The organism is Algoriphagus aquatilis (assembly GCF_042657405.1).
Taxonomy (GTDB): domain Bacteria; phylum Bacteroidota; class Bacteroidia; order Cytophagales; family Cyclobacteriaceae; genus Algoriphagus; species Algoriphagus aquatilis.
The window spans coordinates 25,956-45,683 of the sequence record NZ_JBHSKS010000001.1 but is presented as its reverse complement, the minus strand read 5'-3'; the positions used below and the strand labels follow the sequence as shown (position 1 = coordinate 45,683).

The following is a 19,728-nucleotide window of genomic DNA, read 5'->3' as shown; positions in this document are numbered from 1 at the left end:
AAGACTATGAAAAAGCTAATCTTAAGTTTCATACTACTATTCGGCATTTGGCTTGGATCAAATGCACAAGGCTACAACCAACTTACTGCAACTGATGCTGTGACAGGAAAGGTCCAAGAACTTGGTGCAATGGTGAAAGGCAAAGGAATGGTTTTGATTTTTCACAGTCTTAACTGTCCCTTCGCCAAAATGTATGAGGAGCGCATTAAATACTTGAGATCCACTTTCCAAAGTCAAGGAATAAGTTTCGCACTGATCAATCCAGAAGTCACCACAAGCGAAGCGGATCAGCTTCCTCTGAGAACTTACATCGACCAAAGCGGACTGAATATGTCCTATCTCATCGATGCAGGTCAGGTCTGGACCAAAAAGTTTGAAGCGACCAAAATACCCGAAGTCATGGTACTGGTACCAGGTCCGAATGGACTTGAAATCAAGTATCGAGGTGCTATCGATAACAATCCACAAGCGGAAAGCGCTGTGTCGGAAAGGCACCTCGAACGCGCACTGAATCAGATTTTGAAAGGAGAAAACCCCATGGCCGCTCAGGTGAGACCAGTAGGTTGCAACATCCGCACTTATTGATTTTCCAGAATAGCGATCATTTGTCTCACTTCTTCGACCTTGCTGACTTCGCCCAATTTTTCAAAGGCATTACCTAGATTTCTTAGCGTACGCAAGACAATATCCATGTGCGAACATGGCTCAAAATACTCCTCTTTAGGCTCCACTTTGAGGTGCTCCAGGTAATTTCCCACGTCTTGTCTACTAAAAACCAGCCCCTTGTTAAAAGCATTGATGTAAAAGGTCACATCAGCACTTTTATAAGTAAGCACAAACAGATTGGGTAAATTGACTCCGTAAATGGGTAAACCCAGTTTTTTTGCTACCAACATGTACACCGCGCAAAGGCTGATTGGATTACCTTTTTTGGTATCCAGCACATTGGAAAGCATGCTATTTCCAGGAGAATGGAAGTTTTTGGTATTGGCAGAAAAGCGGAGGGTATTGAAAAGTACATTGTTGATCACCCTGACTTGATCGTAAGGCTGCAACTCATTGTTGAAGGCCGTCCAAACCTCAAAGTAAATCTGATGCATATCGGCATTGAGCTTGGCAAACTCCAAATCGGGATACTGATAGGTATTGATGATCCATAAACCGGTAAGTAAATCCCGATCCTCTGAATCTCTCCATTCAGCCAACCTTTTTTTCAGCAATCCAAACTGAAGCTCATGAACCAACTCCTCAATTTCTTTTTGGATGGTAGGGTCAAAAGCACTTTCCCATTTTTGCTCCAAATAAGGAATCACCTCTGATCCCAACGAAATGATTTTGTTTCGAACATGGGACTTTACCTCCCAATCCGGGTCATCCAATAGGGAAACCAACGCATCCAGTTGTGAAGGACTCAACTCGTTCATGATCTGCTTTTCTATTCTAATAAGTTAATCAAAAGTTCAGGTTTGTATGACACCCACATTGAATCTTTCTGTGATCGGGGCATGGTTTGCCGCTTCGATTCCCATGCTGATCACTTTGCGGGTTTCCCGAGGATCAATGACGCCATCCACCCACAGCCTACTCGCTGCATAGTATGGGCTCAATTCCTCATTGTATTTGGCGACAATCTCTTCCAACAGGTTCTTTTCTTCCTCAGGTGTGATTTCTTTACCTGTTTTTTTCAGAGAAGACACCTTGATCTGAAGCAGTGTTTTTGCAGCTGAGGCACCTGACATCACCGCCATCTGGGCAGTTGGCCAGGAATAAATTAACCTAGGATCGTAGGCTTTGCCACACATGGCATAGTTGCCGGCCCCATAGGAATTGCCAACCACGATGGTGAATTTGGGGACAACCGAATTGGCCATGGCATTGACCATTTTAGCGCCATCCTTGATGATGCCTCCATGCTCGGCTTTGGACCCTACCATAAACCCACTCACATCCTGAATGAAAACCAGGGGAATATTGCGCTGATTGCAATTCATTATAAATCGGGCAGCCTTATCCGCAGAATCCGAGTAAATCACGCCTCCCATCTGCATTTCGCCTTTAGCTGTTTTGACAATCTTCCGCTGGTTGGCGACGATTCCCACCACCCAACCGTGGATACGAGCGGTTCCGCAGATCAGTGTTTTGCCGTACTCTTTTTTGTATTCATCCAGAGAACCCTCATCGATTAACCCTGAAAGGATTTCGTGCATGTCATAGGGTTTTGCCCGATCTGTCGGGAAGATCTCCAATAAATTTTCGCCTGAAATGCTTGGATTTTTTGCCTCCACCCGATCAAATCCAGCCTTGGGATGCTCGCCTAGAGTGGAAAAAATTCTCCGGATCGCATCCAAACACTCCTCATCGTTAGCATACTTATTATCGGTCACACCGGAAATCTCACAGTGCGTCGTAGCTCCACCGAGCGTCTCGTTATCCACATTTTCGCCAATCGCCGCCTTGACTAAATAGGAGCCTGCCAAAAAGATGGAACCTGTCTTGTCCACGATCAGGGCTTCATCCGACATGATGGGTAAATAAGCCCCTCCTGCCACGCAACTGCCCATGATGGCTGCCACCTGCACGATTCCCATCGCTGACATTTTCGCATTGTTGCGAAACTGACGACCGAAATGCTCTTTATCTGGAAAAATCTCATTTTGCATCGGAAGGTAAACTCCCGCACTGTCAACCAGGTAAATGATCGGAAGGCGATTATCCATGGCTACCTCCTGGGCGCGGAGGTTCTTTTTGGCAGTCATGGGAAACCAAGCCCCTGCTTTCACGGTGGCATCGTTAGCCACGATGACGCACATCCTCCCACTTACATACCCAAGACCAGTCACCACTCCGGCTGAAGGACAGCCTCCCTCCTCCTCATACATGCCATCCGCCGCAAATGCTCCGATTTCTAAAAACTCAGACCCTGTGTCGATCAAATAGTCGATGCGCTCTCTTGCCGTAAGTTTGCCCTTTTCATGCTCAGCGTCAATGCGCTTCTGTCCACCTCCAAGCTTGACTTGGGCGGTTTTTTCACGAAGTAAGCTGAGGAGATTATCTAAAGTGGATGGGGAATTTTCCATGGAAAAAAGAAGAAGTGATGTTGGGTTTATAAGAGTTCAAACTACATCCTACCGAAAGAAGTTTGGAATTCAAGATACAGAAAAGCCCTTCTCTAAACAGAAAAGGGCTTAAATGAATTGATATCCAGCAAGAAATCAATTTATCTCAATCTCATTTTTATAATCACGGATGGAGCGGAAGATCGCCGAAGCCATATACTCTTGACCTTCCTTGGTCATCAGGAATTTTTCCTCTTCATAGTTTGACAAAAAGCCCAGCTCGACCAATACACTGGGCATCGAAGGGGTCCAAAGCACATAAAAAGGTCCTTGCTTCACCCCACGGCTTTTTCGACCTACTTTATCTCTAAACTGTGTTTCAATATGGTCTGCTAGCGTAATGCTGTTGCCGATGTATGCTTTTTGAGTAAGATTGAACAGCATGTAAGACTCTGGAGAAGTAGGGTCAAATCCTTCGTATTCCTCTTGATAATTTTCTTCCAGAAGAATTACTGAGTTCTCCTTTTTCACTATATCAAAATTGGCTTCAAAGTGCTTGGTTCCCATTACAAAGGTTTCTGTACCATAGGCTGACTTACTTGGAGCAGAATTGGAGTGAATGGAAACAAAAAGATCTGCCTTATTAATGTTGGCAATATTAGGACGCTGCTTTAGTGTGGGAAAGCTATCATCGCTTCGAGTGTAGATCACTTCGACATCCGGCAGATTCTCTTTAATGTATTTCCCCACCAGAAGGGTGACTGCAAGATTGATATCTTTTTCTTTGGCTCTTGAACCAATATTTCCTGGGTCACTTCCTCCATGACCGGCATCCAATACGATCTTTTTCATCCGAAATGCAGGCATCATCGTTTCGTTGGGAATAAAACCTCCAAACAAAAAAGGGATCGCTATAACAAAACTTAAGAGAATTTTTTTGTTGTTGAACCGTTCCATGAGGGCAATCGAATTAACTTTACACGAAATATTTACAAATTAAACAAAGCGCAGGCAACAGTGTCGAGTTTCAGAATCCTTTTTTTGATTATTGTAGGGCTTTGTACTTTACCCCAATCGGCGGAAGCGCAGCGGCAGGGACGGCCTCCGAGGGAAAGACGCCTGATTGCATCTGACACCCTTACTCCTCCTGCCCGAAATATCCCGACTTCGGATTCTCTTCTGGCTAAAGCAGACACCTTGGTCAAGCTGGATTCGGCAAATATTATGCCTACTAGCGATATCAAGACGGATATTCTTTATTTCGCCGAGGACAGCATCATCACGGATTTTACCGAAAACAAGGTTTACCTCTACAAAAAAGCCTGGTTTGAATACGGTGAGATGCGACTCGATGCGGACCGCATTGTAATTGACTGGAAAAACTCCGAACTCTACGCTTACGGCTTGACAGATAGTCTTGGAAATGTATCCGGAAATCCTTTTTTCAAGGATGGCAACTCGGTCTATGAAATCCGAAAAGAGATGCGGTACAATTTCAAAACTCAAAAAGCCATCATCAAAGATGTCGTCACCGAGCAGCAAGACGGTGTTTTAAGAGGTACAACCATCAAAAAAACCGAAGATGGAAGCATCTACCTGGACCACGGATACTACACCACTTGTAAACTGACCAAGCCACATTGGCACATCTCCTCCTCCAAAATCAAGTCCATTACCGGAAAGCAAGTCGTCTCAGGACCATTTAATCTCTATTTTAATGGAATCCCTACTCCCCTGGGATTGCCTTTTGGGTTGATTCCTGACACTCCTGAGGAAAAGGCATCCGGGGTGATCTTTCCATCCTATGGAAAAGAGCAGGTTCGAGGTTTGAGCTTGAGGGACATCGGGTACTATTTTGCCTTCAATGATTACATCCACATGCGGGTGACTGCGGACATCTTTTCCAAAGGCGGCTGGGGAGTCAAGTCCCAATCCATGTACACCAAACGCTACCGATTCAATGGTGGGTTCAACCTGGACTTTCAAAAATTTGTCAGCCCGGAGACCGAGCTCAATCCTGTTGACTACAACACCTTTCGGGTGCAATGGACTCACACCCCACAAACTAGAGGCACAGGCAGGTTTTCGGCTTCAGTCAATGCTGGCTCCACCAGCTATTTCAACAACATCGTCAACCCGAACAACTTTACCAACAACGTCACTTCCGACCTAAGCTCGAATGTTTCCTATTCCAAGACTTTTGCAGGAACGCCCTTTTCCATGTCAGCCAACCTGAGGCATTCTCAAAGTGTACAGACAGGTGAAGTGAGAATGGACTTGCCTACCATAGGTGTCAACATGAACCGCCAGAGTCCATTCAAAAACGTGAAGTTTGAACCGCTCAAAACGCTCAATATTGCCTGGAACTTCAACCTTCAAAATTCCATCTCCAACCGAATCCAACAGCAGTTTGGGGTAAACAATCCCGAAACAGGCTCTAGGCCAGGCACCATTCCGTTTACAGTGGACAACTTTGGATTGCTCTTGAGAAACGGAAACAACGGGGCCAGAAATACCATCCCGCTGAGTTCCAATTTCACCTTGTTCAAATACTTCACCGGGACTGCCTCGGCGGATTACACCGAGCTGTGGTACATGCAGCGCTACAGCTATTTCTACAATCCTGCCACTCAGCGGGTCGATCGAATTACCCAAGATGGATTTAACAGAGTGGGATATTACACGACTTCCTTTGCGATGAATACCAACTTCTATGGATTCTACAATTTCAAAGGAAACGGAAAACTACAAACCATCCGACACCACATCGCTCCTACCTTTTCGTTTAATTTCAACCCGGACTTTTCTGATCCAGCATACGGATACTATCAAGAAGTTCAGGAAAATGCCAGTGGACGTATCCAAAGATATTCAAGACACCAAGGTTTGATTTTTGGAGAAGCACCTAGAGGAGAATCGAGAGCCCTTAGCATCGGACTGAGAAATGTCGTGGAGGCAAAAATCAAAGTCGATAGTGACAGTACCGAAGGCGAAACCAAGAAAATTCCTCTCTTGGAATCCTTTAACATCAACACGGCTTACAACTTTGCTGCGGATTCGTTCAAGCTTGCCCCATTCCAACTCTCTGCCCGTACCAGCTTTTTCGATAGAAAAGTATCCGTTAACGTAAGCGGATCACTCGATCCCTATGCGGTGCAATCCACCGTATTGAGTAACGGTACGACTAGTTTCCGCAGAATCAATGACTATACTTGGAACAGAGGTCAAGGCATTGGTGTAATCCGAAATGCCTCCCTCAATGTCAATGCATCATTCAATCCCCAGAATGGTCAAAATCCGGGACAGGTTCGCGACGAACTCACGCAGGACTTCTTGAGTAGAGGTGGAATTATGAATGAGGTAGTAGAAAATGAAATCAACCGGATCGTCGCCGATCCCAGTCAGTACATCGATTGGAATATTCCTTGGAATCTAACCATGGGCTATAACCTCTCCTACGCCAAACAGACCAACAATACGATCAATGTGACTTCGGCCTTGAATGTAAGCGGAGATTTGTCCATTTCTGAGATGTGGAAAATCAACTTCAATACTGGGTACAATTTTGATTCAAAAGAAATTACCCAAACCATGATCGGGATCGCCCGTGACTTGCATTGCTGGCAGATGAATGTCAATTGGGTACCGTTTGGACGATTTACCTCCTACAATATTGACATCAGAGTAAAGTCAAGCATCCTACAGGATCTGAAAGTGTCCCGAAGAAGATCCTTCTTTGATCGATAAGGAGCCCAATTAAAAATCTTATTTTTTTGCGACAAAGGCGGTAAGACACAAAATCATAAGTGCCTTGTCGCCTTCGTGGCAAGTCAAACTCTGGCCCTACTCAGCGGCATCGTCATACATCTTGGCCCTCCCAAGCCTCGGGAAAGCTCCGAACTCGGAATCTCCAAAACCTCCACGCCCATATTTCTCAAAGCCCGGTTGGTGTGAATATTTCTGTTGTAGGAAATCACCCGTCTAGGACCGACCGCAAAAACATTGGCTCCGTCAAACCACTGCTCACGTTGGGAGTAATCCGAATTCCCATCACCCGTGGAAAGCACTTCCAAGTGAGGTATTTCCCTCCCCAGCACAGTCAACAAAGACTCTTTCAGTACCTCTCGCTTGATATTCACCCGATCTCCATTGACGTCTTTGAGGGTATATAGGGAAGTTTGCAACACGGCATTCATCGCGTCGGGATAAGCTAACACCAGATTTTCATCCAAGACGGTGAAAACCGTGTCCAAATGCATGTATTGGCGCTTTTTGGGAAGGTGAACTTCATACACTCGCTTGACTGTACCCTCGCCCAAAAGTGCTTTTGCCGCATGATAAATCGCTTTTTCGTCCGTTCGCTCGGAGTTACCTATAGCCACAGCTTCATGCGAAAGGATGATCACATCTCCCCCTTCGATGCTTGGCGGAGAATCGTGTCCATTGATAGGGTAGAGTGTTTTGACATAATCTTTGAATTCGGGATGATGCTCAAAAACAGTCCTCAAGAGGTTCGCCTCCCGCTGCCTGCCTTCCATTTTCATCGATGAAAAAATAATTCCTCCCGGAGTCAACGCCATCGGATCGCGCTGAAAATACAAGTTGGGACACGGAGCGATCGCAAAAGCCGAATCCATGAGCTCCCCGGCATTTAGTGAAGGAATTTTGCGCTTGAGCTCATGAATCTTCAATCCTGCTGTCAAAATGGTAGCACACTCAGCCGTGGAATACCGCTCCAAAATCTCCTCTGCAATGTGGGAGAGGCCGGAACGCTTGAGCGACTCCTGAACCAAATGAAGTAACACCTTTTGGTCATAGAGCACCCGAATCAATAATTCCCGAAGCTGGTACACCTGCGCACCGGTGGTCTCCTTGATCAAGTTGGAAAAAGTATCATGCTCTTTTTGCAAAGCCTCCAAATACGGCACATCTTCAAAGAGGAGGTAATCCTTATTGTAGGGCGTAAGCCGGTCAATTTCCTTTCCCGGGCGATGCATCAATACCGCTCGAAGGGTTCCAAACTCAGAGTTGATACGAAGATTCATATTTTTTGAATTTTCAATTATTCAATAGATTTAATTTCAAAGTAAAAACAAAAAGTCAATTTCATTGATATTTTATCAGTAAATCAAGATTTAATTACCAATTAGACCTTACAAGTATGGTACAGAAAATCTGAATTAACAGGATTTAGGATAAATAATAAACTACGACCAACCATTCTCGGTATAAATTGAAGACCAATTCAAAAACTACCATGAAACTCCAACTCGGCGCAAAAGCCTTTTCTTTCCTTCTCCTTGTTATTTTCTCTCTCACCTCTTGCCAATCCACGGCACAGATTGGGAAATTTTTGGAAAAAGCAGGGCAAGTCACCGGAAATCCCACTTCATCTGAAATTTCTTCGGGATTGAAGGAAGCCTTGGAAAAAGGTACCGGAATCAGTTCTGACCGGCTTTCCCTGGAAAATGGCTACTTAGGAAACCTGGATGTCAAAATACTTTTCCCCGAAGAAGCCCGACAAGTCGAGCGAACGCTTCGCAATCTCGGATTGGGAAGCATGTGCGATCAGGTCATCACCAGTCTTAACCGTGCCGCAGAAGATGCCGCCAAGGAAGCCAAACCCATCTTTACGGATGCGATCAAGCAGATGAGTTTTCAGGATGTGCAGCAGATTCTTTTGGGAGAAAACAATGCCGCTACCCAGTATTTTCAACGCACTACTACCAGTTCTCTATCGGAAAAATTCTCTCCTATCATCGACAACAGTTTGAAAAAAGTCAATGCCACCAAATATTGGGATGATGTGATGACTCGATACAACAAGGTTCCTATGGTCAAGCCCGTCAATACCAATCTCGGTGCCTACGTGACCGAAAAAGCCATCCAAGGTCTCTTTGTCGAAATCGCCAAGGAAGAACTCAAAATCCGTCAGCAAGTAAGTGCCCGAACAAGCCCACTGCTTCAAAAGGTCTTTGGATATGCGGAAAAGGAGAGGAAGTAGGCAGTCTTGAAAGTCAGAAGAATGATGTCAGAAAGCTGAACCTTCGACTTCGATTAGGTCCCAAAGAGATTGGCAAGTAAGGAATGGAAGACAATGAGAAGTCAAAAAAAAGCGGTGAGTGTTCCCACTCACCGCGACTTTTTGATCTTATTTCGATTGGGATTTAACCCACCAAATCAACAATCAGGCTCTCCCCTTCCTTGGTTACTTTAACCAACCCTTTTTGAGAAAGTCCTTTCATGGATACATCCCATTTTTTGCCGCTTAGGCCGGATTGGGCTTTGAGGTCAGGCAGGGAAGCTGGATGATTTTTGCTTAACAAATCCATGATCACTTTTTCTTCTTCAGTGAGTTCCACGGCTTTTTTCTCCGGTCTCATCTGAGGGAAGAACAAGACTTCCTGAATGGTAGAATTATCTGTCAACAGCATGGTCAACCGATCGATCCCGATTCCCAAACCAGCTGTAGGAGGCATGCCGTATTCCAATGAACGAAGGAAGTCCTCATCCATCGCCATGGCTTCGTCATCCCCACGGGCAGCAAGCTTCAGCTGCTCTTCAAAACGCTCCCGCTGATCAATTGGATCATTCAATTCGGAGTAGGCGTTTGCGATTTCCTTTCCGTTGACAAACAGTTCAAATCGCTCCACCAATCCGGCTTTGGTTCGGTGCTTTTTCGCCAAAGGCGTCATCTCAATCGGGTAATCGGTGATGTAAGTTGGCTGTACGAGATTGGCTTCTACTTTGGCACCAAAGATCTCATCGATCAATTTACCTTTACCCATAGATGCATCCACTTCGATTCCAAGTTCGGCGCACACTTTTCTCAATCCTTCCTCGTCCATTTCACTGACATCCACCCCTGCGTATTCCTTGATGGAATCAAACATGGTGAGTCTTCGGTATGGACCGGCAAAGTCGATTTCCTTTCCACCTACTTTCACCACAGTTTTGCCATGGATGGATTCCGTCACTTTTTCGAGCAACTCCTCCACCATCTCCATCATCCACACATAGTCCTTGTAGGCCACGTAGATTTCCATGGAGGTGAATTCCGGATTGTGCGTACGGTCCATGCCTTCGTTACGGAACATTTTCCCAAACTCATACACTCCGTCAAAACCACCCACGATCAGCCTTTTGAGGTAAAGCTCATTGGCAATCCTCAAGAAGAGTGGCATGTCCAAGGTATTGTGATGCGTTTGGAAAGGTCTTGCGGCTGCACCTCCGTGAACTGACTGAAGAATTGGGGTCTCCACTTCCAACCAGCCATGGTCATCAAAGTAGCGACGCATGTTGGATATGATTTTAGACCGGGTAATGAAGGTTTTCTTGAATTCAGGATTGACGGTCAAGTCTACATAGCGCTGACGATAGCGCTGTTCAGGATCGGTAAAACCGTCATAGACATTTCCTTCCTCGTCTCTTTTCACGATTGGAAGTGGCTTTACCGCTTTGGAAAGCACTTTCAGCTCAGTGACATGGAGGGAAATCTCTCCTGTCTGTGTGGTAAAAATGTAACCTTTCAACCCGACAAAGTCTCCTATTCCCAGGAGTTTTTTGAAAACGGTATTGTAAAGGGTAGAATCTTCACCGGAACAGATGTCATCCCGACGAACGTAGAACTGAAGACGACCGGTAGAATCCTGGATTTCTCCGAAAGAAGCCGAACCCATGATTCTGCGACTCATCAAACGCCCCGCGATGGAGATGTCTTTATAGTCAGTCTTGTTGTTTTCGTAGTTTCGATGGATGTCTTCCGCAGTGACATTGATGTGAAAAGACTCCGCCGGATAGGGATTGATACCCAAGGCATAGAGTTCTTCCCGGTCTTTTCTGCGTTCTAATTCCTGTTCGCTAAGAAGTTGCATTTATGTTTAGTTGTTATTGTTGTCCGATTTCTGATGACCGATGTCCGATGATTAAAAACAAATCAGAGAACTCGTCACCGTTACTATTCACTTTTTACTACTTACTGATCACTAATCACTGAACACTGCTTACTGATCACCGAACACTGACCACTGCTCACTTCCCACTTTTCCTTCTTCTCATTTCCCTTTTAATCTGCTCAAACTCTCGGCTGCTTTGACCAGCAATCGAGGTATTTTCAGCTGCGCGACGGGTGAGGTAAGGCATCACTTTCTCGACAGGTCCATAGGGAACATATTTGACCACATGGTAACCAGCCTTGGCAAGGTTGAAGGAAATGACATCGCTCATGCCGTAGAGTTGTGAGAAAAAGACCCGGTCAGATTTAGGCTCCAAGGCATGAAGATTCATCAATTCGGTCAATTGAAGACTGCTTTTCTCATTATGCGTGGCACAAACGAGGTAAACCCCATTTTCGACACAGTATTTGATCGCTGCATCGTAATCTCTGTCGGTGGCTGCCTTATTGGGCTGAATAGGATCCGTATAACCCAATTCCTGAGCTCTTTCTCGTTCCTTTTCCATGTATGCCCCACGCACAGGCTTTGCACCTAGAAGATATCCTTTGTCCAATGCTACCTGATGCGCTTTTTTCAACCTTTCCAGCGAGTCGTGACGATACATCTGATAGGTGTTATACACTACACATCGTTCACGATTATATTTCTCCATGGCTTCATAGGCCAAGTCATCGATGACATTTTGGAACCAAGACTCTTCCGCATCCACCAAGATTTTCAATCCCAAGTCGTGGGCCGCTTTGCAGAGCTTGTCTACTCGGCCCTTCATTTTTGCAAAAGCCTGTTCCTCCTCAGAAGTCAATTTCTCACCGGCCTGAATCTTCTCCATGATATGAAAATCCCCCAAACCGGTGGTTTTAAATACTCCAAAAGGCATGTAATCCGTCTTGGCAGATTCAACCATCGTCTGATAGATTTCCTCACAAGTCTGATCGAACGATTCCTCGTCTCCCTTACCCTCAACTGACAAATCCAAAATGGAATGTACTCCATAAGTTGCCAAATGCTTGCAAGCCTGAATACTTTCCGCGATCGTTTCGCCACCGCAGAAGTGTCCAAACATGGTCTTTTTCATGATGCCCTTGACAGGTAGCTTGAGTTTGAAGGCCAAGTTGGCCAAACCAATCCCCAAGTCTGAAATCAGGTTATTGTTTAGCGTTGCAAAAATCAGGTACATTTTCCTGAGTTCGGCGTCACTTTTGGAAGCAAAGGCCACTTCCAGATTCTCAAAAGAAATATTGGGTTTGACGGGCATATCGCTCATTTAAGGCTGCAAAGATATTTAAAAAAACCTCAAGGCCTTGTTTTTGTTGGGAAATTGGGTTCATAGATACCTTATAAATGAACAGGTTTTTTGATAGACATAGGGTAAAGAAAACGAGCCTCCAAAAGACCTAAATCAATCCACACCATTCGAGTTTTAAAAAAAGGCCAACAACAAACCACTTGATAAAAGAACAAACTCAAAATCTTTGATCACCAATAAGACGTTACTCTTATCCTTATTGAATTAGAATAGATTTTTTAAAAAATATTATTCTGTTTTTATTTTAAAAAAATGGAGAAAATTCCAAATCGATTAGGAATTTGATCGAAATTGAAATTTTTTGAATGAATTCATCGATTAGTTAGCAATTCAGCAATCAGATGTTTGAAAAATAATTTTGGATTTAAAAAATCACCTCCTACATTTACGGCATGTTAATCACAGCAGCGATCTATTTTACCTTCTTTTACTTTTACTTTCGAAGCCAAAATCGAATCGGAGCTGTGTATTGTCTAGCCAAAAACTAAAAGAAAATAAAAACACAAAAGCCCGATTCGAAAGAGTCGGGCTTTTTTCATTTCAAACGCTCAGTACTATGAAGCCACACAAACAGATTAAAGATTGGGGACTTGGACTCACCACCCCGCTGATCATCGCAGGACCTTGTTCTGCAGAGACACCCGAGCAAATCGAACAGATCTGCAAGGAAATGAAGGAGGAAAACATCGTCCCTCAACTCTTCCGCGCCGGAATATGGAAACCAAGAACCAGACCGGGATCTTTTGAAGGTGTGGGTGAGGAAGGTTTGCGCTGGTTGGAAATCGTCCGTCATCACCTCAACATCCCGGTGACGGTAGAAGTAGGAAATGCCGCTCACGTAGAATTAGCTTTGAAACATAAAGTGGATGTGCTCTGGATTGGTGCCCGAACCACCGTAAACCCTTTCGCCGTGCAGGAAATCGCTGAAGCCCTCCGAGGTGTAGACGTGCCTGTGATGATTAAAAATCCAATGAACCCAGATCTCGAACTTTGGATGGGTGCATTGGAGAGAATGTACGCGGTAGGCATCGATAAACTCGCAGCGATCCATAGAGGATTCTCTGACGCTTACGACAAGCGCTACAGAAACAAGCCCAACTGGTCTATGCCGATTCACCTGAAGCGTGAGTGGACGGGAATGGAAGTGATCAACGACCCTTCGCACATCGTAGGCCGTAGAGATGGACTTCTCGAAGTGGCTCAAAGCGCGATGAACTTCGGTTTGGATGGCTTAATGATCGAAACCCACCACGATCCAGACAAAGCATGGTCTGATGCCAAGCAGCAAGTGACTCCAGCTCGTCTGAAAGAAATGATCGATTCGATCGATTTCAAACAGCCTTTGGAAAACATGAAGCCGGACGAAAGATTACAGGATCTTCGTCGTGCAGTAGATCACTTAGATGATCAGCTGTTGGATATCCTTCAGGAAAGATTTGCAGTCATCGATCAGATCGGAGCACACAAACGAGAACACCATCTGACTGTATTTCAATCGGATCGCTGGAAAGAAGTGATGGACTCCCGTACTCAAAAAGGAATCAAAAAGCACCTCAGTGAGAAGTTTATGAAAGAATTACTTTACTGTATTCATGAAGAATCGGTAAAGCGCCAGGAAAAACAACTTCGTGAGGCCGAAGCTGTTAAAAAATAAATCTGCTCTCAAATCCAGGAAGGCCGTCCCAATCGGGACTGCTTTCCTAACTTAGCCTTCTCACCAAATCGGTCAATCCGTGGAACCCGTCATTTTCTCCTCAGACATCAAGCAATCCCTTTCGGAGATTTTAGCCCAACTTTCCTTTTCGAGATTGGTAGTCCTGACCGACTTGAACACGCAGCGCCACTGTCTGCCAATCATTGAGGAAATCCTCCCAACTGACACCGTATTTATTTCAGTTGCTGCAGGGGAAATCCACAAAAACCTGGACACTTGTTCCTTGATTTGGAGCCGAATGACCGAGGAAGCGCTGGACCGAAAAGCTCTGATGATCAATCTAGGCGGTGGAGTCATCGGAGATATGGGAGGCTTTTGCGCCAGCATCTACAAAAGAGGCATCCGATTCATCAATTGCCCCACCACCCTGCTTTCCCAAGTGGATGCAAGTGTGGGAGGGAAATTAGGAATAGATTTTAAAGGGCTAAAAAACCACCTTGGAGTATTTAATGAACCAGAAACGGTCGTCATTGCTCCCGAATTTCTCAAGACTTTGCCTCAAGCCGAATTGCGATCCGGCTATGCAGAAATCATCAAACATGGTCTTATCCGGGATAAAGCCTATTTCAAGAAACTTCAAGCTCAAAACTGGGAAAACCAAGATTGGGAAAGTCTGATCCGCCATTCGGTGGGAATAAAAAAAGCAGTCGTGGAAGCAGACCCTAAAGAAAACGGGCTTCGCAAAATCCTCAACTTCGGACATACGATCGGACACGCCTTCGAGTCCTATTTTCTGGACACCAAAAACCACCTACTCCACGGAGAAGCCATCGCTTTGGGTATGATCGCTGAGGGATTTCTTTCCTTCGAAAAAGTGGGATTTAGCTTCGAGGAGTTTGAAGAATTGAGTCAATTCCTGCTTCAGGTTTATGGAAAAGTTGATTTCTCCCTTTACGAACTCGATCCTATTCTCGATCTCTGCACCCAAGACAAGAAAAACGAGGGCTCCGTTATCCTTTTTTCCCTTCTCGAATCCATTGGCAATTGCACCTACAACATTCCAGTGACTCGGGAAGAAATCAAACACTCCATTCAGTATTACCACCAAATCCAAGCGGCTCAGGCCTAGACTATTTCCACCATGCAACTCCTTCGCCTTGCTCAAAAAAGCGAATTCGATTCCATACGAATACCTCTTCCCTCTTCCAAAAGCGAGTCCAATCGGGCCTTGGTCATCGAGGCCCTGACGTTGGGAAAAAACCAAATCACCAACCTCGCCGAAGCACGTGACACACAGACGATGATTCGCTTATTGGAAACAAGCCCTCCTGTTTTTGACGTGCTCGATGCAGGTACAACCATGCGTTTTTTAACGGCCTATACGACGGTGACCAATCAGAAAAAGGTCATGACCGGCACAGCACGTATGTGTGAACGTCCCATCGGCATCTTGGTGGATGCATTGCGGGCCATTGGAGCGGATATTCATTACCTCAACAAAGAAGGCTACCCTCCTCTTGCCATTCACGGACTCCCTAAGCAGACCACCGACAAGGTGAAAATCCGCGGAGATGTATCCAGTCAATACATTTCAGCTATGCTGATGATTGCGCCGATTTTGCCTTTGGGTCTGGAAATCGAGCTCGAAGGAAAAGTCGGGAGCCGCACCTACATCGAGATGACTTTGGAATTGATGGCTCAATTTGGAATCAGCTACACTTGGGAAGGAAACAAAATCCAGGTCCCTCATCAATCCTATACCCCTACCCGATTCGCGGTGGAAAGCGACTGGTCCGGAGCAAGTTACTGGTTCAGCCTCTTGGCCTGTGCGGATTTGGGAGAGCTATTTTTGGAAGGACTGAAAGAAAACAGCTTACAAGGCGACTCTGCCATTGTACAAATCATGGATCACTTGGGTGTAAAATCCACCTTCCAAAACGGTGGTGTGCTTCTCCAAAAACAAGCCGTAAAAGGCCTGAAAAACTGGGATTTCACCCATTGCCCTGACCTCGCCCAAACTGTTGCAGTGACTTGTGCCATCTTGGGACAAAATGCCATATTCACCGGATTGGAAAGCTTGAGAATCAAAGAAACCGACCGGATCTACGCCTTGCAGCAGGAATTGGCCAAGTTTAACGCCGAACTGAAGGAAATCGAACCGGAAGTATTCCAAGTCATTCCTTCCGTTACCATGCCTCGCCAGGTGCAAATTCATACCTATGACGACCACCGCATGGCCATGGCCTTCATGCCGCTTTTGACCAAAACAGAAGTAGTCATCGAGGAGCCGGACGTGGTAAACAAATCCTATCCAAGCTTTTGGAAGCATGTGGCGCTGACAGGGGTCCAAGCACATAATCCAAGCGAAGTATGAGTCTGAAAATCGCCATACAGGGAGTTCCGGGTTCGTTTCACCATCAGGTGGCTTTGAAAAACTTTGGACTGGATGCCGATATTTTAGCATTCAACACCTTCGAGCCCGTAGCCAAATCAGTCGCTCAGGGTGAGGCAGATTTTGGGGTGATGGCTATTGAAAACTCCATTGCAGGTGCCATTTTGCCCAATTACGACCTGATCGACCGGTATGAGCTCTTTATCCGAGACGAATATTACTTGCCGATTGCCCACCAACTGATGGCCTTGCCTGGACAAACTATTGAGGAAATCCGGGAGGTTCGATCTCATCCTATGGCCTTGCTTCAGTGCAAGGCTTTCTTGGCAAAATTTCCCCATATTCAGCAAAATGATGACGTAGACACAGCATCAGTAGCCAAGCGGATTTCGGAGGAAAAACTCACCGGACTTGCCGCAATAGCCAGCGAAATCGCAGCGGAGATTTATGGTTTGGAGATTTTGGCGCGAGACATTCAAACGGTAAAGGACAACTTCACCCGCTTTATCATTTTACAGAAGGAAAAGGTCCAAACCTCTACCCTTCCCAATAAGGCTTCCTTCAAAATAACCATTCGAAATGAAGCCGGGGGGTTGGCCAAATTGCTCACGTTACTGGCAGAAAAAGGGCTCAATCTGAGCAAAATCCAGTCGATTCCGGTCATGGAAAAACCTTGGGAATACGCCTTTTTTATCGATGCAGAGTTTGGGGATTACGGTCAGTTTAATGAGGCCATGAACTTGGTCGTCAAAGATTTTGGCGACTTAAAAATATTCGGAGAATACAGCAGCAGAAAAGGATGAAGGGATTTGCAACTAGAATTAACAGCGTCGAAGAGTACTACTTTTCGGCCAAACTTCGGGAAGTCAACCAACTCATTGCCGAAGGCAAACCCGTGATCAATTTGGGGATTGGTTCCCCCGACCTCGCTCCCGATCGCAGTGTGATCGAAGCGCTTAAAGGAACCGCTGAAAACGGTCAGGCGCATGGCTACCAAAGCTATCAGGGAATTCCCGAGTTGCGAATTGCAATGGCCTCCTTCTATCACCGCGAATTTGGAGTAGAACTTGTTCCCAACAAGGAAATCCTTCCCCTAATGGGTTCCAAAGAAGGGATCATGCACATCAGCATGGCTTTCCTCAATCCCGGCGACCAAGTCCTGATTCCCGACCCTGGCTATCCGACTTACACCTCGGTGACTCGGTTGCTGGAAGCCGAACCGATCTTCTATTCCTTGGATCTGGAGAAAAAAGGAAGACCCAATCTGGAAGAGCTGGCGCAAAAAGATCTCTCCAAGGTCAAGTTGATGTGGATCAATTATCCCCACATGCCGACCGGTGCGGCTGGTTCGGTAGAAATCCTGACCGAACTGGTTGCTTTTGCCCAAAAGCATGACATCATCCTCGTCAATGACAATCCTTATAGCCACATCCTGAATCCAGAGCCTTTGAGTATTTTGAGCATTCCGGGTGGAAAAGAGGTCGCCCTAGAACTCAACTCACTCAGCAAAACTTTCAACATGCCGGGTTGGCGAGTGGGCATGCTCTGCGGTCGGGAAGACTATGTAGCCGCCGTGCTCAAAGTGAAATCTAACATGGATTCAGGCATGTTTTTAGGACTTCAGAAAGGCGCCATAGCAGCCCTTTCTTTAGGCAAAAACTGGTTTACCGACCAAAACGAAATCTACACCAACCGTAGAAAGCTCGTCTGGAAACTTGCCGATCACCTCGGCCTCAGCTACGATACCAAAGGCACCGGACTCTTTGTCTGGTGTAAAGTAAGCGGAGAAAAATCTCCTGAAGAGCTAGTCGATTGGCTGCTTTACGAAAAAAACATCTTCATCACTCCGGGAAAAATCTTCGGCACTGCAGGAAACGACTACGTGCGTTTCTCCCTTTGCATGCCCGAATTCAAAATCCTGGAGGCTATCAACCGTATCAAACCTTAACCTTGCTATGCGAAAAATACACATCATCGGACTCGGACTCTTGGGAGGTTCTTTTGGACTGGGAGCACGACAAAAATTCCCAGAAATCAGCATCACCGGACATGATTCCAATCCACAAAACCTAAAGGATGCCTTGACTTTGGGCATTATCACCGAGGCTAAAGAAACCCCTGATGCCGATACCGATTTGGTCATTTTGGCAACACCGGCTGATACGCTCGGCGATCTTTTGCTTCAGACCTTGGATCAAGTCGGTGAAAACACCTTGATTTTTGATGTAGGCTCGACCAAGGCCAAGCTTTGCGCCTTGATGGCAAATCATCCGAAAAGAAGACAGTATTTGGCTGCCCACCCGATAGCAGGCACGGAATATTCAGGTCCAAAAGCGGCTTTTGCTGACCTCTTGGATCGAAAAGTAACCATCATCTGCGAACTCGAAAATACGGACCTTCATCTGAAAGAAAAAGCCTACAAGCTATTTGACGCGCTCAATCTGAAGTTGCGTTTCATGGATCCGGAGGAGCATGACCGTCATTTGGCATTCGTGTCTCACCTTTCCCATGCTTCTTCGTTTATGCTAGGTCAGACCGTCTTGCAAAAAATGAAGGACGACAAAAACATCTTCGATATGGCAGGTTCGGGTTTTGCATCTACCGTGCGACTGGCCAAGTCAAGCCCGGCGATGTGGGCGCCGATCTTTATCGAAAACAAGGAAAATGTATTGGCGGCTTTAGATGGATTTATCGAAAATCTGACCGATTTCAGAAACAAAATCGCCGCAGACGACACGAAGGGATTGTATGATGAAATGGCCGAGATCAATAAGATTCGGGATATTTTGGATTTGGGAAAATAGACGATTTCGGATTTCAGATTTCGGATTTTGGATTTTGGATTTTGGATTTTGGAAAAAGAACCTCAGAGTTAATACCTATTGCTTTGAGGTTTTTTGATTTTTTCTCGTAGTATTTATCGTGGAGACTACGATGGCTAACAATTCATTGCATTCTTTCCAAAGTGGGTCTATTTGTTCCTGATTTGCCAAACCTGAATCAGAAATTAGCTCTAACCAGTAAAGAGTTTCGTCAGATTCCTCTTCCACAATTCCTAATTTGGAAAGAAATTCAGCGGTAGACCTACCTCGTAATGCAGATCTGTAATTCGCACCCATTGAAGTAGATGACTTTATGATTTGATTGCTAATTACGAAAGTCGCATTCTTTTTGGGAAGAGTGTCACAAAGTTGAATAATACTTAAGGCAAATTTCTTGAAACGAATTTTCAATTGCTCTTTCATAGGGATTTGATTTTAAGGTTATAGATTTGAAAAATCAGAAATAAAACAATATTCAATTTATTAATAATCAATCACTTGATAAAGTGGGTCTTTTTGGTGCATTTCCGAAATCCGAAATCC

At 45.4% G+C, this 19,728-nt stretch carries 16 protein-coding genes; 9 read left to right on the top strand and 7 right to left on the bottom strand.

Annotation, left to right across the window (positions count from 1 at the left end):
- Positions 1–6 precede the first annotated feature (6 nt).
- Positions 7–585, top strand: a complete 579-nt coding sequence (locus tag ACFPIK_RS00180) for a thioredoxin domain-containing protein (protein ID WP_377911011.1) — start codon at positions 7–9, stop codon at positions 583–585.
- Here the strand turns inward: ACFPIK_RS00180 and ACFPIK_RS00175 are convergent.
- From ACFPIK_RS00175 to ACFPIK_RS00165, 3 genes are all read right to left on the bottom strand, one after another.
- Positions 579–1,424 carry a transglutaminase family protein gene (locus ACFPIK_RS00175; protein WP_377911010.1) on the bottom strand — a complete coding sequence of 282 codons (846 nt, stop codon included), beginning with the start codon at positions 1,422–1,424 and terminating at the stop codon, positions 579–581. The two genes, ACFPIK_RS00180 and ACFPIK_RS00175, sit on opposite strands and share 7 nt — an antisense overlap.
- A 36-nt stretch (positions 1,425–1,460) precedes the next feature.
- Positions 1,461–3,077, bottom strand: coding sequence for an acyl-CoA carboxylase subunit beta (locus ACFPIK_RS00170; protein WP_377911009.1), 1,617 nt, complete (start codon positions 3,075–3,077; stop codon positions 1,461–1,463).
- A gap of 135 nt (positions 3,078–3,212) precedes the next feature.
- Complete coding sequence (locus ACFPIK_RS00165) at positions 3,213–4,013, bottom strand: N-acetylmuramoyl-L-alanine amidase family protein (RefSeq protein WP_377911008.1); 801 nt, start codon at positions 4,011–4,013, stop codon at positions 3,213–3,215.
- 84 nt (positions 4,014–4,097) lie between these two features.
- Here ACFPIK_RS00165 and ACFPIK_RS00160 point away from each other — a divergent pair, with 84 nt between their 5' ends.
- Entirely contained in the window at positions 4,098–6,803 is a 2,706-nt protein-coding gene (locus ACFPIK_RS00160; protein WP_377911007.1) for a putative LPS assembly protein LptD, read from the top strand.
- A gap of 83 nt (positions 6,804–6,886) precedes the next feature.
- On the opposite strand, the gene ACFPIK_RS00155 is transcribed toward ACFPIK_RS00160, so the two are convergent.
- Entirely contained in the window at positions 6,887–8,101 is a 1,215-nt protein-coding gene (locus tag ACFPIK_RS00155) for an arginine deiminase (RefSeq protein ID WP_377911006.1), read from the bottom strand.
- Between the two features lie 212 nt (positions 8,102–8,313).
- Here ACFPIK_RS00155 and ACFPIK_RS00150 point away from each other — a divergent pair, with 212 nt between their 5' ends.
- The gene (locus ACFPIK_RS00150) at positions 8,314–9,060 is read left to right on the top strand and encodes a DUF4197 domain-containing protein (protein ID WP_377911005.1); all 747 of its coding nucleotides are present in this window, start codon (positions 8,314–8,316) and stop codon (positions 9,058–9,060) included.
- 163 nt (positions 9,061–9,223) lie between these two features.
- Here ACFPIK_RS00150 and lysS read toward each other — a convergent pair whose 3' ends face one another.
- Together lysS and ACFPIK_RS00140 are read right to left on the bottom strand one after the other, a co-directional pair.
- Entirely contained in the window at positions 9,224–10,930 is a 1,707-nt protein-coding gene (gene lysS, locus ACFPIK_RS00145) for a lysine--tRNA ligase (RefSeq protein WP_377911004.1), read from the bottom strand.
- A 157-nt stretch (positions 10,931–11,087) separates the two neighbouring features.
- Positions 11,088–12,266: a proline dehydrogenase family protein gene (locus ACFPIK_RS00140; RefSeq protein WP_377911782.1), complete on the bottom strand. Its 1,179-nt coding sequence runs from the start codon at positions 12,264–12,266 to the stop codon at positions 11,088–11,090.
- Between the two features lie 607 nt (positions 12,267–12,873).
- Between ACFPIK_RS00140 and ACFPIK_RS00135 the strand changes: the two genes are divergently transcribed.
- The 6 genes from ACFPIK_RS00135 (at position 12,874) to ACFPIK_RS00110 (ending at position 19,167) form a co-directional block, all read left to right on the top strand.
- Positions 12,874–13,971, top strand: a complete 1,098-nt coding sequence (locus tag ACFPIK_RS00135; protein ID WP_377911003.1) for a chorismate mutase — start codon at positions 12,874–12,876, stop codon at positions 13,969–13,971.
- Between the two features lie 79 nt (positions 13,972–14,050).
- Positions 14,051–15,100, top strand: a complete 1,050-nt coding sequence (gene aroB, locus ACFPIK_RS00130) for a 3-dehydroquinate synthase (RefSeq protein ID WP_377911002.1) — start codon at positions 14,051–14,053, stop codon at positions 15,098–15,100.
- Positions 15,101–15,112: 12 nt separating this feature from the next.
- Complete coding sequence (locus ACFPIK_RS00125; protein WP_377911001.1) at positions 15,113–16,345, top strand: 3-phosphoshikimate 1-carboxyvinyltransferase; 1,233 nt, start codon at positions 15,113–15,115, stop codon at positions 16,343–16,345.
- Entirely contained in the window at positions 16,342–17,166 is an 825-nt protein-coding gene (locus ACFPIK_RS00120; RefSeq protein WP_377911000.1) for a prephenate dehydratase, read from the top strand. Before ACFPIK_RS00125 ends, ACFPIK_RS00120 begins: the two co-directional genes overlap by 4 nt.
- The gene (locus ACFPIK_RS00115) at positions 17,163–18,311 is read left to right on the top strand and encodes a pyridoxal phosphate-dependent aminotransferase (protein WP_377910999.1); all 1,149 of its coding nucleotides are present in this window, start codon (positions 17,163–17,165) and stop codon (positions 18,309–18,311) included. Before ACFPIK_RS00120 ends, ACFPIK_RS00115 begins: the two co-directional genes overlap by 4 nt.
- A gap of 7 nt (positions 18,312–18,318) precedes the next feature.
- Positions 18,319–19,167 (top strand): prephenate dehydrogenase, encoded by an 849-nt coding sequence (locus ACFPIK_RS00110; RefSeq protein WP_377910998.1) that lies wholly within the window; start codon positions 18,319–18,321, stop codon positions 19,165–19,167.
- A 75-nt stretch (positions 19,168–19,242) separates the two neighbouring features.
- On the opposite strand, the gene ACFPIK_RS00105 is transcribed toward ACFPIK_RS00110, so the two are convergent.
- Positions 19,243–19,608: a four helix bundle protein gene (locus ACFPIK_RS00105; RefSeq protein ID WP_377910997.1), complete on the bottom strand. Its 366-nt coding sequence runs from the start codon at positions 19,606–19,608 to the stop codon at positions 19,243–19,245.
- Between the last annotated feature and the right edge of the window lie 120 nt (positions 19,609–19,728).

Bases quoted from the DNA above. Each gene is read 5' to 3' on its own strand.
- ACFPIK_RS00110 (WP_377910998.1), top strand. From the start codon at position 18,319: ATGCGAAAAATACACATCATCGGACTCGGACTCTTGGGAGGTTCTTTT.
- ACFPIK_RS00115 (WP_377910999.1), top strand. From the start codon at position 17,163: ATGAAGGGATTTGCAACTAGAATTAACAGCGTCGAAGAGTACTACTTT.
- ACFPIK_RS00120 (WP_377911000.1), top strand. From the start codon at position 16,342: ATGAGTCTGAAAATCGCCATACAGGGAGTTCCGGGTTCGTTTCACCAT.
- ACFPIK_RS00175 (WP_377911010.1), bottom strand. From the start codon at position 1,424: ATGAACGAGTTGAGTCCTTCACAACTGGATGCGTTGGTTTCCCTATTG.
- ACFPIK_RS00155 (WP_377911006.1), bottom strand. From the start codon at position 8,101: ATGAATCTTCGTATCAACTCTGAGTTTGGAACCCTTCGAGCGGTATTG.
- ACFPIK_RS00125 (WP_377911001.1), top strand. From the start codon at position 15,113: ATGCAACTCCTTCGCCTTGCTCAAAAAAGCGAATTCGATTCCATACGA.
- ACFPIK_RS00180 (WP_377911011.1), top strand. From the start codon at position 7: ATGAAAAAGCTAATCTTAAGTTTCATACTACTATTCGGCATTTGGCTT.
- ACFPIK_RS00105 (WP_377910997.1), bottom strand. From the start codon at position 19,608: ATGAAAGAGCAATTGAAAATTCGTTTCAAGAAATTTGCCTTAAGTATT.
- ACFPIK_RS00140 (WP_377911782.1), bottom strand. From the start codon at position 12,266: ATGCCCGTCAAACCCAATATTTCTTTTGAGAATCTGGAAGTGGCCTTT.
- lysS (WP_377911004.1), bottom strand. From the start codon at position 10,930: ATGCAACTTCTTAGCGAACAGGAATTAGAACGCAGAAAAGACCGGGAA.
- ACFPIK_RS00170 (WP_377911009.1), bottom strand. From the start codon at position 3,077: ATGGAAAATTCCCCATCCACTTTAGATAATCTCCTCAGCTTACTTCGT.
- ACFPIK_RS00150 (WP_377911005.1), top strand. From the start codon at position 8,314: ATGAAACTCCAACTCGGCGCAAAAGCCTTTTCTTTCCTTCTCCTTGTT.
- ACFPIK_RS00165 (WP_377911008.1), bottom strand. From the start codon at position 4,013: ATGGAACGGTTCAACAACAAAAAAATTCTCTTAAGTTTTGTTATAGCG.
- ACFPIK_RS00135 (WP_377911003.1), top strand. From the start codon at position 12,874: ATGAAGCCACACAAACAGATTAAAGATTGGGGACTTGGACTCACCACC.